This is a genomic window from Candidatus Poriferisocius sp. (assembly GCF_965208475.1).
Classification (GTDB): Bacteria; Actinomycetota; Acidimicrobiia; order Acidimicrobiales; family Bin134; genus Poriferisocius.
The window spans coordinates 3,063,010-3,077,048 of record NZ_OZ242338.1; the positions used below are offsets into that span (position 1 = coordinate 3,063,010).

Annotated in this window: 13 protein-coding genes and 1 tRNA gene; 8 read left to right on the forward strand and 6 right to left on the reverse strand. The window is 62.9% G+C overall.

Annotated elements, in window-relative coordinates; translation table 11 throughout:
• The first annotated feature begins 2 nt into the window (after window positions 1–2).
• The 8 genes from recF to ACOGXA_RS14320 all read left to right on the forward strand — a co-directional run bounded on the left by recF (window position 3) and on the right by ACOGXA_RS14320 (window position 8,344).
• Window positions 3–1,088, forward strand: a complete 1,086-nt coding sequence (gene recF / locus ACOGXA_RS14285) for a DNA replication/repair protein RecF (RefSeq protein ID WP_419924531.1) — start codon at window positions 3–5, stop codon at window positions 1,086–1,088.
• A 53-nt stretch (window positions 1,089–1,141) separates the two neighbouring features.
• Window positions 1,142–1,447 (forward strand): DciA family protein, encoded by a 306-nt coding sequence (locus ACOGXA_RS14290; RefSeq protein WP_419924532.1) that lies wholly within the window; start codon window positions 1,142–1,144, stop codon window positions 1,445–1,447.
• 178 nt (window positions 1,448–1,625) lie between these two features.
• Window positions 1,626–3,611: a DNA gyrase/topoisomerase IV subunit B gene (locus ACOGXA_RS14295; protein ID WP_419924533.1), complete on the forward strand. Its 1,986-nt coding sequence runs from the start codon at window positions 1,626–1,628 to the stop codon at window positions 3,609–3,611.
• Between the two features lie 15 nt (window positions 3,612–3,626).
• A complete protein-coding gene (gene gyrA / locus ACOGXA_RS14300; RefSeq protein WP_419924534.1) occupies window positions 3,627–6,095 on the forward strand; it encodes a DNA gyrase subunit A in 2,469 nt (822 codons plus the stop codon).
• A 48-nt stretch (window positions 6,096–6,143) separates the two neighbouring features.
• Window positions 6,144–6,512, forward strand: a complete 369-nt coding sequence (locus tag ACOGXA_RS14305; RefSeq protein WP_419924535.1) for a hypothetical protein — start codon at window positions 6,144–6,146, stop codon at window positions 6,510–6,512.
• Complete coding sequence (locus ACOGXA_RS14310; RefSeq protein ID WP_419924536.1) at window positions 6,488–7,021, forward strand: DUF3566 domain-containing protein; 534 nt, start codon at window positions 6,488–6,490, stop codon at window positions 7,019–7,021. Before ACOGXA_RS14305 ends, ACOGXA_RS14310 begins: the two co-directional genes overlap by 25 nt.
• Window positions 7,022–7,038: 17 nt before the next feature.
• Window positions 7,039–7,112: transfer RNA gene (locus ACOGXA_RS14315), tRNA-Ile, on the forward strand.
• Between the two features lie 257 nt (window positions 7,113–7,369).
• Window positions 7,370–8,344, forward strand: a complete 975-nt coding sequence (locus ACOGXA_RS14320; protein ID WP_419924537.1) for a hypothetical protein — start codon at window positions 7,370–7,372, stop codon at window positions 8,342–8,344.
• Here the strand turns inward: ACOGXA_RS14320 and ACOGXA_RS14325 are convergent.
• The 6 genes from ACOGXA_RS14325 to pheA all read right to left on the reverse strand — a co-directional run bounded on the left by ACOGXA_RS14325 (window position 8,341) and on the right by pheA (window position 14,038).
• A complete protein-coding gene (locus ACOGXA_RS14325; RefSeq protein WP_419924538.1) occupies window positions 8,341–9,123 on the reverse strand; it encodes an inositol monophosphatase family protein in 783 nt (260 codons plus the stop codon). The two genes, ACOGXA_RS14320 and ACOGXA_RS14325, sit on opposite strands and share 4 nt — an antisense overlap.
• Complete coding sequence (locus tag ACOGXA_RS14330; protein ID WP_419924539.1) at window positions 9,120–10,352, reverse strand: CaiB/BaiF CoA transferase family protein; 1,233 nt, start codon at window positions 10,350–10,352, stop codon at window positions 9,120–9,122. Before ACOGXA_RS14330 ends, ACOGXA_RS14325 begins: the two co-directional genes overlap by 4 nt.
• The gene (locus ACOGXA_RS14335) at window positions 10,349–11,062 is read right to left on the reverse strand and encodes an SDR family NAD(P)-dependent oxidoreductase (protein ID WP_419924540.1); all 714 of its coding nucleotides are present in this window, start codon (window positions 11,060–11,062) and stop codon (window positions 10,349–10,351) included. The genes ACOGXA_RS14330 and ACOGXA_RS14335 overlap by 4 nt, the downstream gene beginning before the upstream one ends.
• 84 nt (window positions 11,063–11,146) lie before the next feature.
• A complete protein-coding gene (locus ACOGXA_RS14340; protein WP_419924541.1) occupies window positions 11,147–11,779 on the reverse strand; it encodes a TetR/AcrR family transcriptional regulator in 633 nt (210 codons plus the stop codon).
• A 26-nt stretch (window positions 11,780–11,805) separates the two neighbouring features.
• Window positions 11,806–13,026, reverse strand: coding sequence for an LLM class flavin-dependent oxidoreductase (locus tag ACOGXA_RS14345; protein ID WP_419924542.1), 1,221 nt, complete (start codon window positions 13,024–13,026; stop codon window positions 11,806–11,808).
• 64 nt (window positions 13,027–13,090) lie between these two features.
• On the reverse strand, window positions 13,091–14,038 hold the full coding sequence (gene pheA / locus ACOGXA_RS14350; protein WP_419924543.1) for a prephenate dehydratase: 948 nt from the start codon (window positions 14,036–14,038) through the stop codon (window positions 13,091–13,093).
• Between the last annotated feature and the right edge of the window lies 1 nt (window position 14,039).

Genomic DNA, 14,039 nt, shown 5'->3' on the forward strand with positions numbered 1-14,039 from the left:
AGGTGCGCTTCACTAAGCTATGGCTATCTGATTTCCGGAGTTATTGCCAGCTTGACTTGGACTTGCCTACGGGAACCAGCTTGTTTGTTGGTGCCAATGGCGAAGGGAAAACCAATCTTCTCGAGGCTATTTTTTACCTGGCTACTATGGGATCATTTAGGGTGAGTACGGTGTCAGCGTTGGTCAGAACTGATTCTACCGTCTCTGAGGCGGTTGTTAGAGGGGAAGCTCTAGCCGGCGAGCGGAAACTGTTGATAGAGGCCGCTATACGGCACCATGGTCGTTCCCACTTTCAGATGAACAGGCAACGGGTGCGACGGCGGGAATTGCTAGGACGCATACCGGTGTCGGTGTTCATGCCCGAGGATCTGACCTTGGTCAAAGGCAGCCCGAACGATCGACGACGATACTTGGACGATGCGTTGGGGCAGATGGAACCCCGGCTGGACGCGGTTAGGTCGGAGGTTGAGAACATTTTGCGTCAACGAAACGCTCTTCTCCGAGGGGCGGGGGGTCGGCTGAGTGCCGATGTGGGAACGACGTTGGAGGTTTGGGACGACAAGCTTGCCGAAGCAGCCGAAGAGCTTGTCGACGCCCGCAGGATGCTGGCGATGCGGCTTGGTCCGAGGGCAGCGGCCGCCTATGGAGAGATTGCGGGGGAGATGTTGCCTCTGGAAATGAGCTATGAGTGTGCCTGGCAGGGGGAAGGGTTGGGCGAGGCGCTCAAACGGGCCCGGAGCGAAGATCTGCGCCGAGGAGTTAGCACGGTGGGTCCTCATCGAGACGACCTCTCGTTGATGCTTGATGGAAGACCGGTCCGTACCCATGCCTCGCAGGGCGAACAGCGTTCCCTGGCGTTGGCACTGCGTCTAGCTGTGCATCGCGAATTGGCCGAGGCGGTCGGCCAATCTCCGGTGCTGTTGCTTGACGATGTGTTCTCAGAATTGGACCCCGGCAGATCGCGGGGTGTGCTGCGGGCATTGCATTCCGAGCAGACCCTTCTCACCTCTGCTGGTGATTTGCCCGCTGACATCTCTTATGACGCCCGCTTCCGGGTAACTGCTGGCCGGGTGTACCGCGAAGTGTGACCTGGGGCGGTGCGTTGACGTGAGAGCAGGTTGACAGGGTGGGGTGGGAACCATTGCACGAGCCTTCCGGCCCCAAGCGGATAGGAGAGGCTCTCGACCAGGTGGCCTACCGGTTGAGAGCGCCCCGAGCCCAGGTATTGGCGGCGGTGTTCGAGGCGTGGGAAGAACTGGTGGGCACGGTGATGGCGGCCCACGCGTCGCCGGTGCGCCTCGTCGACGGGGAGTTGGTTGTGGCAGTTGACGACCCCGCGTGGGCTACGGAAATGAAGTTCTTCAGCTCGGACCTCATAGATCGGATCAATGCGGTCGCCGAGCAAGAAGCCGTCAGTTCTCTGACCGTCAGGGTCCGACCGCGATGATCCCGTGGAGAAGCCGGCGGGCAGGTCTCCGGTGAGTCAAATGGAGAGCGTCAACTGGTAGAATTGCACCATACGGGACAGGGCATTCGGCTGGTCTGGTCGCGAAGCGAGCAACCTGGCAAAGACACCTGTCCAATCTACCAACGAGGCCCGTTTAGCAGGGCAGAAAAGCCAGGTCGTGACAGACACGTCTGAGTCTTATAGAGCTGAAGACATAACTATCTTGGAAGGCCTCGACGCGGTGAGGACGCGTCCGGGCATGTATATCGGTTCCACCTCGGTGACTGGGTTGCACCACTTGGTCTACGAAGTGGTGGACAACGCCGTTGACGAGGCGATGGCCGGCTACTGCTCGACCATCGAGGTGACCCTTCTGGCCGACGGCGGCTGCGAGGTGCGAGACGATGGACGTGGCATTCCGGTTGATGCCCATCCCCAGCACCCCGATATGAGCGCGGTGGCCGTCGTGCTCACGCTATTGCATGCGGGCGGCAAGTTCGGCGGCAACGGTTACAAGGTATCGGGAGGCCTGCACGGGGTGGGGGTGTCGGTGGTGAACGCCCTGTCGACTCGGCTGGAAGTGGAAATCGACCGGGACGGCTGGCGACACTCGATGACATTCGCCAACGGCGGGGAGATCGCTGAGGAGCTTCGTGTGGTCGGCGACAGCCCCGACGGCCGTACCGGCACAACAGTTCGCTTCTGGCCCGATGAGAGCATCTTCGACGATGTGCGGTTCCGAGCCCAGGCTCTGGTGGAGCGACTCCAGATGATGGCGTTCTTGAACCGCAATCTGGAGATCAAGTTCCGAGACTTGCGCTCTGACGGCACTGGAGGCACCGAGTGGACGGTGTACTGCTACCAAGACGGCATCAGCGACTTTGTCCGCGAGGTGAACAGCTCGAAAGACGCGTTGTTCGACGAGGTCGGCTTCTTCTCTCAGCAAGACGGCGGGGACGAGGTCGAGGTGGCTTTCCAGTGGAACACGGGCTACAACACCGACGGCCTGCACTCCTTTGCCAACGGCATCAACACCGTTGAGGGAGGCATGCATGAGGAGGGTTTCCGCAAGGGACTCACCAGAGTGGTCAACGACTATTGCCGAGCCAAGGGTCATTTGAAGGAAAAAGACGACAACCTGGCCGGCGAAGATATCCGGGAGGGTTTGACGGCCATTGTGAGCGTGAGGCTGCGGGAGCCGCAATTCGAGGGCCAGACCAAATCCAAGCTGGGCAACGCCTCGATTCGCTCGCTGGTGGAGCGGGCCACCAACGAGAAGCTGGCTGAATGGTTGGAGGAGAACCCGACCGATGCCCGCAAGATCGTGGTCAAGTGCCTCCAGGCCCAAAAGGCCCGTCTAGCGGCTCGACAGGCTCGCGATGCCACTAGGCGAAAATCGGCATTGGACGGAGCGGGATTGCCCGGCAAGCTGGTCGACTGCACCTCCACCAATCGAGATGAATGCGAGCTGTTCATTGTGGAGGGCAACTCGGCAGGCGGCTCGGCCAAGGACGCCCGCGACCCCAAGAACATGGCCATACTGCCCATCCGGGGAAAGATCTTGAATGTAGAGCGGGTCCAGGCTGACCGAATGCTCCGCAATACGGAGATCCAAGCCCTGGTGGCGGCAATAGGAGCGGGGTTCGGCGACGAGTTCGATATCGCGGAGAGCAACGGCACCAAGGACACGGATGAACGCGAGCGAGAAGACGAGAGCCGAGTTCGCTACGGAAAGGTGATCCTTTTGGCCGATGCCGATGTGGATGGCAGCCACATCCGCACCCTGTTGCTTACCTTCTTCTACCGGCAGATGCGCAAACTGGTGGTGAGGGGACGCGTGTACATCGCCCAGCCCCCGCTCTACTCAACAGAAGTCGGACGGTCGAAGATCTACCTGAAAGACGACCACGCCAAAGAGGCCTTCCTGGCGGAGAATCCCAAGCACAGCGCGGACTTCCAGCGGCTCAAGGGCCTTGGCGAGATGGACGCGGAGGAGTTGTGGTCTACCACCATGGACCCCACGCAGCGCACGTTGCTGCGAGTCTCGGTGGAACAGGCCGCCGCGGCCGACGATGTGTTCTCCAAGCTAATGGGGGAAGACGTTCAATCGCGTAAACGGTTCATCCAGACCAACGCCAAAGACGTCCGTTTTTTGGACATATGACCGCCAAGGAATCCCGTGCCCGACGAGATTGATACCTCTCACGAGCCTGAACAGCCGTCGAGTGGCACGGTCCAGGACATCGATATCCAGACCGAGATGGAGCAGTCTTTCTTGGACTACGCCATGTCGGTCATCACCGCTCGGGCGCTTCCCGATGTGCGAGACGGACTGAAGCCGGTACACCGTCGCATTCTCTGGGGCATGTACGACCAGGGGCACCGGCCCAATCGCCCGTATGTGAAGTGCGCCCGAGTGGTGGGCGATGTGATGGGCAAGTATCACCCCCACGGCGACCAGGCCATCTACGACGCCTTAGTGCGGCTCGGGCAGGGCTTCTCGCTGCGCCACCCCCTGATCGACCCCCACGGGAACTTCGGTTCTCCCAATGATCCGCCGGCGGCGATGCGCTACACCGAGTGCCGACTCCACGAGCTGGCCATGCGGCTGCTGGACGGCATCGACGAGCAGACCGTCGACTTCGCCGACAACTTCGACTCCACTGAACACGAGCCGGTAGTGCTCCCGTCGCGGTTTCCCAACCTGCTGGTGAACGGCAGTCAGGGGATCGCGGTGGGAATGGCCACCAACATCCCGCCTCACAACCTAGGTGAGGTAATCGACGCGGTGAACCACCTCCTGGAGAATCCTGAGGCCACCACCGAGGAGTTGATGGAGTTCGTGAAGGGCCCTGATTTCCCCACCAGGGGCCGCATCATGGGCTTCCAGGGCATCCGGGACGCCTATACCACCGGCCAGGGGACCATAAAGGTTCGGGCATTGGCCGAAATTGTAGAGAGCGGCGCCAAGACCAGCATCGTGGTCACCGAGATTCCGTACCAAACCAGTGCGGAGGTGATCGAGGAGAAGGTGGCTGATCTGGTGAACCGACGGGTTATCGACGGGATCCGCCAGATCCACAATGAGTCGGCCAAGGGGCAGACGAAGTTGGTGTTCGAATTGAAGAGGGATGCCCCTGCCCTGGTAGTGCTCAACAACTTGTACAAATACTCGCCGCTGCAAACCAGTTTCCCGGCGAACATGGTGGCGCTGGCCGACGGTGTGCCCCGAACCATGACGCTGCGCGACTGCCTGGCGGCCTATGCCGGCCATCAGCAGGAAGTTGTGCGTCGCCGCACTGAGTTCCGTTTGGACGAGGCCCGACGCCGAGAGCACATCCTCGAAGGACTGGTGCGGGCGGTGGAAATGATCGATGAGATCATCGCCGCCATTCGGGCTTCGGCGAACCGGGCTGCGGCCCGAACCACGCTCATGGGCGAGCAGTTCGAGTTCAGCGAGATTCAGGCCAATCACATTCTCGATATGGCCCTGGGACGGCTTACCCAACTCGGAACCCAGGAACTGAACGACGAACTGGCCGAGAAGCGGGCTCTGATCGTCGAGTTGGAGGCCATTCTGGCCGACCCCGCCAAGCTGCGAGCGGTGATTCGGGAAGAGTTGCTCGAGGTGAAGAAGAGCTACGCCAATGAGCGCCGCACCCAGATCATGGCCGGCGAAGGCGATTTCAATATCGAGGATCTGATCGACGACGAGGAATTGATCTTCAGCCTCAGCGCAGCCGGCTACGTGAAGACGGTGGTGCCCGACGAGTTCAAGACCCAGGGTAGGGGAGGCAAGGGGGTTATCGGCGCCAACTTGAAGGACGGGGACTACATAGCCACGCTCATCCACACCAGCGCCCACGCCTATCTGATGTTCTTCACCAGCATGGGGCGGGTATACCGCCTCAAGGTCCACGAAGTGCCTCGAACGAGCCGCACTGCTCGCGGCATGGCCGTCGTGAACTTGCTCCACCTGGCACCCGAAGAAACCATCTCGGCAGTGATCGACACCCGAGACTACGAGACAATGCGCTATCTGCTGTTCGTGACCCAGCGGGGAGTAGTGAAGCGGACTCGTTTCTTGGAGTACGACAAGACGCGCACCCGAGGCCTCATTGCCATCAACCTGAAGGAGGGTGACGAACTGGTGAGGGTTTTGGCAACCGGGGGCTCCGACGATGTCTGTTTGGTGAGCGCCGCAGGACAGCTCATGCGTTTCTCCGAAACCGAAGTCCGGTCTATGGGGCGGAATGCTGCCGGCGTAAGGGGAATGAGGCTCCGAGGTGATGACGTGGTGGTGGCGGCCAGTGCAGTGCAGCCCGGCGACGAGATGCTGTTGGTTACCGACCAGGGGTTTGGCAAGCGGATGCCGCTCAACGAGTTTCGGGCCAAGCATCGTGGCGGATTGGGGATGAGGGCAATGCGGATGATGGACGGCCGGGGAACGGTGGTGGCTGCCCGAGTAGTCACCTCTGAAGACGAGGTGTTCGTGGTTGCGTCCAACGGAGTCACCATTCGAATACCGGTTTCTTCCATATCGGTAAAGGGGCGACAGGCTTCAGGGGTACGAGTGATGAGCCTGGCCGAGGATCAGCTGGTAGCCGCGGTGGCACCGGTGTTGTCCACCGTGGAAGACGAAGAGTAGCCTTTTCTGAGTTGAATCTTCCCCTCTACATGACATGGGAGCAGTGTTGTGCGCGAGCGGGGATCGATCTCGGTATTGGGCGTGGGTGTGTTGGCGTTGATTGGAATGGCAGCCATGTTGCTGGGCCAGTTGGGTGCCGATGCCGTTCGACAGGCACGGGCGACCGCAGTGGCTGATGTGGTGGCGATGGCCGCGGTCGCCGAACCGCATGCGGCTGCGAGGGTCGCAACCGCCAACCGGGCAGACTTGGTTTCGTCGAGGAGGGAGGGTTTTCAGACTGAGGTGGTGGTTCGCCGCGATGGGGTGATGGCAACGGCGAGGGCCGAACTGCTTCCCCTCGGGTGGTGGCGGTGCCAGTCTCTTGCCGCCGTCGATCCCGTACACTTCGAGTCGTGTCCATCGACCCCGGGCGGGTGAGCGACCCGTCAGCTTCGCCGTTGCCGAGTCCGGCAGCGGCGCGACCTCCCGTGAGGGTGACGCCGAGGGAATACCGGCGTGCGGTGCGGTTGCAGGCCCGCAAGGTGCGCCGAGTGGTCCGGCACATCGAACCTTGGTCGGTATTGAAGATCTCATTGCTGTTCTATGGGTGCTTGTGGGTGATCGTCATGCTGGCCGGGGTGATGCTGTGGAGCATCGCGGTGGGTTCGGGCACGGTGGATGACACCGAGTCGTTCATCGAGGAACTTTTCGCGCTGCAAGAGTTCAAGTTCAACGCCAGCCAGATATTCCGGGGCTTTGCCGTGGGAGGACTGGTGTTGGTGGTGGCGGGCACGTTCTTCAATGTCTTGCTGTGTGTGCTGTTCAATCTCATCAGCGACCTGACGGGGGGAATGAGGGTTACGGTTATCGAGGAGGAGACGGCCCGCCAACGTCCCCGGACTCGCCCTGCTCGATTTCGTTGGCCTATCTGGGCTGCCCGTAAGTAGGCTTGCCGTCCGGTTGCGGGGCTATAGCTCAGTCGGTTAGAGCGCACCCCTGATAAGGGTGAGGTCGCTGGTTCGAATCCAGCTAGCCCCACAGCGGCATCTTCGCTATTTCGTGACCTGCTCCTTCTGTGGCCCGACCCTCTTGCTAATGGGCGCCCACGGCGTTGTCAGGGTTCGTTAGGATGAGATTTGTGAAGGTTCTGCGAAGAGCACTGGTTGCTTTGGCCGGGGCGGCTGCTATTGCGGCCATTTTGCGTGCTCGGGGAACCGGGGGCGTACCGCCTCAGTCGGGCGGGTGGCGCCAGATCAGCGGCAGCAACAGATCTTGAAACGCTTCTCCTGAGCAGCATGGACATCTTGGTGGTCGGCGCGGGCGTGGTCGGCGCCGGAGTGGTGATGCGCCTGGCCGGCTCGCCGTCTCTTTCGGCTGGCCGGGTGGCGGTCACCGATCGGAACCCAGATCGTGCTTGGCATTTGTCGAAAAAGCACGGACCTTCCGTGACTGTGGGCAGCTTGGACGATCCGGCAGATGTAGTGGTGCTAGCCACCGCATCCGGCAGCCAAGCCCGCCTGGCTCGTCGATTTCTCGGCAGCGGCCGGGTGGTGCTGGCCTCGTCTGACTCGGTGTCTGATGTGCGACGGCTGCTGGGCATGAACGGGGCGGTTCAACAGCAGAGATCGCTGGTGGTGGCCGGGGTGGGCATGGCGCCTGGTTTGAGCGACGTTCTGGCCGTTCGGGCGGCGGAGGAAATCGACGAAGTGACGGAAGTACACGTCGCCAAGTTCGGCACCGGTGGGCCCGCTTGTGCCCGCCAACACCACAGGGCATTGAGCTCTTTGGCGTTGGAATGGCGGGCGGGGTGGAAGCAGCGGCCCGGTGGTTCGGGCCGCGAGCTGTGCTGGTTCCCTAGCCCGGTGGATGCGGCCGACTGCTATCGGGCCGCGTTGCCCGATCCGATGCTGCTGGTTCGCAGGTTCAGCCGGGCAGATCGGATTACGGCCCGTATGGCGGCCACTCGGAGGGATCGCCTCAGCTCTTGGTTGCCGATGCTGCGGCCGCCGCATCCGGAGGGGAAGCTGGGCGCGGTCAGGGTAGAAGTGAGAGGGCAGAGGGATGGGGCTTGGTGCGGGCGGATACTGGGGGCTTCGGCGGCGCCGGGGTTTGCGGCGGCAGCCGTTGTGACGAGCGTTCTGGAGTTGATTGGGGCGGGGAAAGTCTCTGGGACTGGAGTGGTGGGATTGTCGGAGATTGTGGATGCGGGGGAGTTCTTGGAGGTGCTTGAGGGGCAGGAGGTTGTTTGTGAGGAATTCGCTGGGGCTTAGCTGGAGCGGAGTCGGTTGAGGAGTTGATCGTGGATGGCCCCGTTGGTGGCGAGCCAGTCGCCGGCCTCGGCGGTGGTAGCGCCGTTCCACTGGGTGATTTGGCCGCCGGACTCGGGGATTATGACCAGCATGGGGGCTATGTCCCAGAGGTTTAGGCCGGGGTCGATCATGGCCTCGGTTCGGCCGGTGGCCACCAGGACGTAGCCGTAGCCGTCTCCCCAGGTGCGCATTCGGGCGCCGGTGCGGCTCACCCGGTCGAAAGCGCCTTCGGGCCACCATTCGAAGCCCGATGCGCACAGATAGGACCGGGCCAGCTCGGTTTGAGGGCTCACCTGACAGGGACGGCCGTCGTGGTAGCAGCCCAGGCCGCGGCCCGCCCAGACCGTTTCATCAAGGCCGGGTACGGCGGAGACGCCGATGGCCGGGCCGTGCTGGTCGATCATGGCCAGCAGCGTGGTGTAAAGAGGCACCCCGCGGACGAAACTACGAGTACCGTCGATGGGGTCGATGATCCAGGTCCGCCCCGATGTGCCCTGTTCTGCGGGGTACTCCTCGCCGATCACGGCGTCATCGGGGAACCTCTTGGCCAAGGCCTCCCGAAGAAACGCCTCGGCCACCTGGTCGGCATCGGTTACCGGCGAGCCGTCGCCCTTGCGGCGAACCGACAGATCGTGGTCGTTGAACCAGCCCAGCGTGAGCCGCCCGGCTTCGCGAGTCAGCTCAACGGCCTCATTCAGCAGTTCGGCGGCTACCGATTCAGCCGATCTGGGGTCGGTCATCCGAGGATGCCCTGATCCCGCAGGGCAGCTAGTCGGTCGCTGCTCAATCCCAGTACCTCGCTCAGGACCTCATCGGTCTGCTGGCCGACGGTGGGGGCGTGGGCGGGGACGGGGAGTTCCTCGTCGAAGAACTTGACCGGCAGGGGAAGCTGCTCGCAGCCCACCTCATCGACGGAGAACAGTGGCAGCCGATCTTGGAACTGCGGGTCGTCGACCACGTTCTTGGCGTTGTTCACCGGGGCGATGGGGGTGTTTACCCGGTCGCCGAACTCCAGCCATTCTGCACTGGTCTTGGTGCGGAAAATGTCCCGCAGCTCCCGTTGCAATTCCAGATTTCCCCGGGCATGGTCGGCGTACTTCGACCCTGGCCAGCGGTCGAACAGGTCCATTCGATTTAGGGCTTCGCAGAAGTTGCGCCAGAAGGCCTGTTCTGAGGCCATGAACAGCACGTGACCGTCGGACGACTCGTACATCTGGTAGCGGACGCCCTCCCACATGCCGGCCAGGCCCGGCGCCCGACGCTCGTAGTCATCCGACGGGTTGCCGGTCACCTCGTCTTCGGGGCGCTCGTAGGCTTTCCAGGTCTCGATGCGGTACCAGTCCATGTAGGCGGCCGCGTCGGACTGGGCCAGCTCCAACCGGCAGCCCTCGCCGGTGTCTCGAGCCCGGATGATGCCGGCGCAGACCGCAAGCGCACCGATGAGGGGGGCGATGTTGATGCCGATGTTGGGCATTTCCGGGATGCGGCAGAATCCGTCATCGTCGTAGGCGGGAGGGATGAGCCCGGCCCAGGTGTCGTAGGCGATGCCGTGGCTGGGCATGTCCTTGTAGGGGCCGGTCATGCCGTATCCGCTGATGGTGGCGAACACGATCTTGGGGTTCACTTCCTTGAGCTGCTCATAGCCCAAGCCCCGCCGCTCCAGCGCGCCGGGCCTCATGGCCTCGACCACCGCGTCGGCGTTGCGGGCCAAATCCAGGTAGAGCTCAACGCCCTCGGGCTGGCGCAGATCGAGCACGATGCTGCGTTTGCCCCGGTGGGTGTGCAGATGCAGCAGCGACACCCCGTTGACGATGGGCCATGTCATCTGGCGGATGTAGTCGCCTTGCGGGGGCTCCACCTTGATGACATCGGCGCCCATGTCGGAGAGGAACGTGGTCAAGAATCCGGGGCCGAGCAGCGAGCTCTCGATGACCCGAACACCGGCAAGGGGAGGAGACGCGTGGCTCATGCCTGCATCCCTCCATCGACCCTGAGAACGATTCCGTTGCAGTAACTGGCGTCGTCGCTGGCCAAAAAGGCAAAGGCCGACGCTAGCTCAGAAGGGTCGGCGGGGCGGTCGAAGGGCAGGATGCGGCTCATGATTGCGAGGTCCACGTTCTCCGGGGGGGTGAATTGGTTGGCGATCGGGGTTTCGACGCCGCCGGGTGCGATGCAGTTCACCCGAATCCCCGAGCGCCCATTGGTGATGGCCATGGTTTGGGTGAGGGCGATCACCCCGCCCTTGGAGGCCGAGTAGGCGGAGCTCCAGGGCTGGGCGTTGGTGCCGGCGGTGGACGCGGTGTTCACAATGTTGCCCTGGGACTCGAGCAGGTGGGGCAAGCAAGCCTGGGACATGAAGAAGGTGCCGGTGAGGTTCACCCCGATAATCCGGTTCCATGCTTCGGGGGTCTCGTCTTCGTCTTTGGCGAAGTGGCCGAGTCCGGCGATGTTGCACAGGATGTCGATGCGGCCGCAGGCATCGATCACCTGAGCGACGGAGGGGCTGATGGCCTCCAGGTTGAGCAGGTCTAGCTGGATGGCCAGGTCCACGTCGCTCACCGGGTCGCGGTCGATGCCCACCACCGTTCCACCCTCGGAGCGAAACCGGGCCGCGGTGGCGGCCCCGATGCCGGAAGCCGCCCCGGTGACAACGGCGATCTTGTTCTCAAATCGATTCATGCCCAAAGCATGGCCTATTGAGCGGGTCGTCGATACATCAAAGAGCAGGGCGGGACTTGGACGGGCGGGCGCTCGGCCTGTCGGTCACAGGGGCAAGCCGGCCACCACCGCCCGAGAGGGTGCCTCGATGATTCCGGTCAACATGTCCACCAAGTTTGCCGCGTACATGTCGTGGTCGGTGGCCAAGGGCTCGTCGGCCTCGATCCGCCGGGCCCTCTCGGCCAGGGAGGCGGTCATGAGCTGGATCATGCCGAGCACCCGCTCGTCGCGTTGATCTTTGTCGCTGACGGCGGCCTGGTCTCGCAACAGCCGCAGGATGGCGTTGAGGTTGGCCGGAACGTGGGTGGGATCGAAATCCCAGCGGCTGAACTCGGCGCTGAGCTGGGCCACAATGCGCAGGTAGCACCTTCCGCTGGGGGTGGACAGGCGCCAGGTGAGGGGTTGGATCAGAGCCTCGATGAGAGCGGGGGTCTGATCATCGTCCAAAGCAGCCCAAACGTCGCCTCTGTCTCGGTCGATGGGCTCGCCGTGCTCCCGCAGGATGGCGTCGAGCACCCCCCGGCGAGAGCTGAAGTGGTAGGTGAGCGCCGAGCTGTTCTTTTGCCCGGCGGCAGCCACGATGTCTTGTACCCGCACCCGCCAGATGCCCTGGTCGGCGAACAGGCGCTCGGCCTCGGCGAGTAGCCGGTTTCGAGTTTCGGTGGCGTCGCGCGGCACTGCCGCTGCTCCTTGGCTCGGTCGGGCTACTTGCCGTGGCCCAGGGGCAATATGGCGGATTCGGGGATGAGCTCCACGTCGATGCCGTCGGGCAGCGGGAACTCGAAGTCGGGATAGCGGCGCTGGGCTGTGGCCCGGTAGCGGTCGGTGGAGTGGATCGGGTCGGGGTCGTATTCGGGGATCACCTTGGTGCCGAACACCTCGAGCATCTCGTCGATCTCTTCGTGCTCCATGCCCTCGCCGGGCAGGCCGAACGCCACCTGGTCGCAGCCGACCGTCTGGTAGCGGGCCACCTGCTCGCACACTTCTTCAGGATTGCCGCACAGCATGTAGCCGCCGGCAATGGCCCCATCGAGCATCTCGTCGGTCCACTCGATCTGCCGGGGAGTGGACGGCCAAGTGATGGCGTCGGGAGACTTGGGCATGGTGTCGTGGTAAAGGTTCACCATGGTGACGAGATAGCCCCGGCCCTTGGACTTGGCGATCTCCCGGGCCCGATCCCGGTCTTCCAAGCAGATAACGGCGTTGGTCATCATCACGTTGTCGTTCTTGAACTGGCCGATCTGCTCAACTGGGCTCTGGATGGCCTCCTTGTAAGCCTCAATACGGTCCTTGAGGTTGAAGATGGGCTCGAAGTTGAAGGCGATGGCGCCGATGCCCATCGACCCGGCCTTGGCGAACGTGGGGGGGTTGCCGCACGCCACCCAGATGGGGGGATGGCCGTGGCCGTGGGGCTTGGGCAGCACGTTGTGGGGCTTGGGCACCGAGAAGTGCTCGCCCTCGAAGCAATAGTCGCGCTGCTCCCACATGCGGGGGATCTCGCGGACGACCTCGTCCCACATCGACTTGGTCTCGGGCGGGGTGAGACCGCCGAAGGTGGCCACCTCATGGCTCCCCGCGCCGCGGCCGGTGCCGAACTCGAAGCGATTCTCTGTGATGTGGTCGAGCATGGCGGCCCGCTCGGCGATGCGCACCGGGTGCTCCTTGGCGGTGGGCAGGCTGGTGATGCCGGTGGACAGGTGGATGCGCTCGGTTTTTGCGGCCACATAGCCCATGACTGGGGCGGGGGCCGACATGTGGCTGTACTCCGTGAGGCAGTGGTGCTCGCCGAACCAGGCGTATTTCCAGTTGTACTTGTCGGCGGTGATGACATAGTGGGCCTCGCGCATCAATGCGGTGTGCTCCGCCTCGGTGTCGTGGGCTGCCGGCCCGGGGATGTAGCCGTTGACGAAAACGCCGAACTCCATGGTCTCCTCCGCGTCTGTTGGATGTTGCAGTGGTTTCTAATGGAAGCTATTAGAAACTGTCAAATTAGGAGTTCCCCACCTGGCGCCGAAGATCTTGGATCCAACTCCGAGCCTCAGTCCATGCGGTGGTGGCCGTGGTGCTCTGCTCTTCGCCTCCCCTGATGCTGGTGGGATACGAGCCGAGGAACTTCACCTCGCCGTGCTTGGCCACAATGCTGGTCAGGCAATCGGCCACCAACGCGTCGGCGACATGGCCCTCGAGGTCGATGAGGAAGCAGTAGTCGCCCAGCGCCTTTTTGGTGGGGCGCGACTCCAGTTTGGTGAGGTTGATGGAGCGGGCCGCGAACTCGGCGAGAATCCCCATGAGCGAGCCTGACCGGTCGGCTCGCTGGAATACCACGATGGAGGTCTTGTCGCAGCCCGTGGGGGCGGGCACCCCAGAACGGCCCACTGCCACGAAGCGGGTCTGATTCTCCGGGTGGTCCTCGATGTCGGCAGCGATCATGTCCAGGCTGTAGATCTCCTGAGACAAGGCGGTGCCGATGGCGGCGGCGGTCTTGTCCTTGGAGACAGCGAGATCACGGGCCGCGGCGGCGGTGGAATTGGCCGCGATCTCCTCGGCATGGGGCAGGTTTTCGGCCAAATAGCGCCGACACTGGGCGGTGGCGACGGGGAAGCTGATGACACGGCGAATCTTGTCCATTGAGGTATCGGAGAAGCCCAGCAGGTGCAGGCGAACATCGATGACCACTTCTCGCTGGATGAGCAGGTCGTGCTCGAAGATCAGGGCGTCGAGAGCCACGTTGACCGTCCCCTCGATGGAGTTTTCGATGGCGGTGAAGCCCAGTGCAGTCCGGCCGTCAGCGACGGCGCACAGAACTTCGGGGATCGACCGGCACAAGAGGTGGTCGGCTTCCGCCAGGTCGGGCTGGGTGAGGAGCGCTTCTTCGGTAAAAGTGCCCGGCGGTCCCAGGTAGGCCACTTGGCTCGCGGATCGGACAGAGGCAGTCACA

Coding starts and splice junctions, on each gene's coding strand:
- ACOGXA_RS14335 (WP_419924540.1), bottom strand. CDS start 11,062: ATGAATCGATTTGAGAACAAGATCGCCGTTGTCACCGGGGCGGCTTCC.
- ACOGXA_RS14345 (WP_419924542.1), bottom strand. CDS start 13,026: ATGGAGTTCGGCGTTTTCGTCAACGGCTACATCCCCGGGCCGGCAGCC.
- ACOGXA_RS14325 (WP_419924538.1), bottom strand. CDS start 9,123: ATGACCGACCCCAGATCGGCTGAATCGGTAGCCGCCGAACTGCTGAAT.
- ACOGXA_RS14330 (WP_419924539.1), bottom strand. CDS start 10,352: ATGAGCCACGCGTCTCCTCCCCTTGCCGGTGTTCGGGTCATCGAGAGC.
- ACOGXA_RS14320 (WP_419924537.1), top strand. CDS start 7,370: ATGGACATCTTGGTGGTCGGCGCGGGCGTGGTCGGCGCCGGAGTGGTG.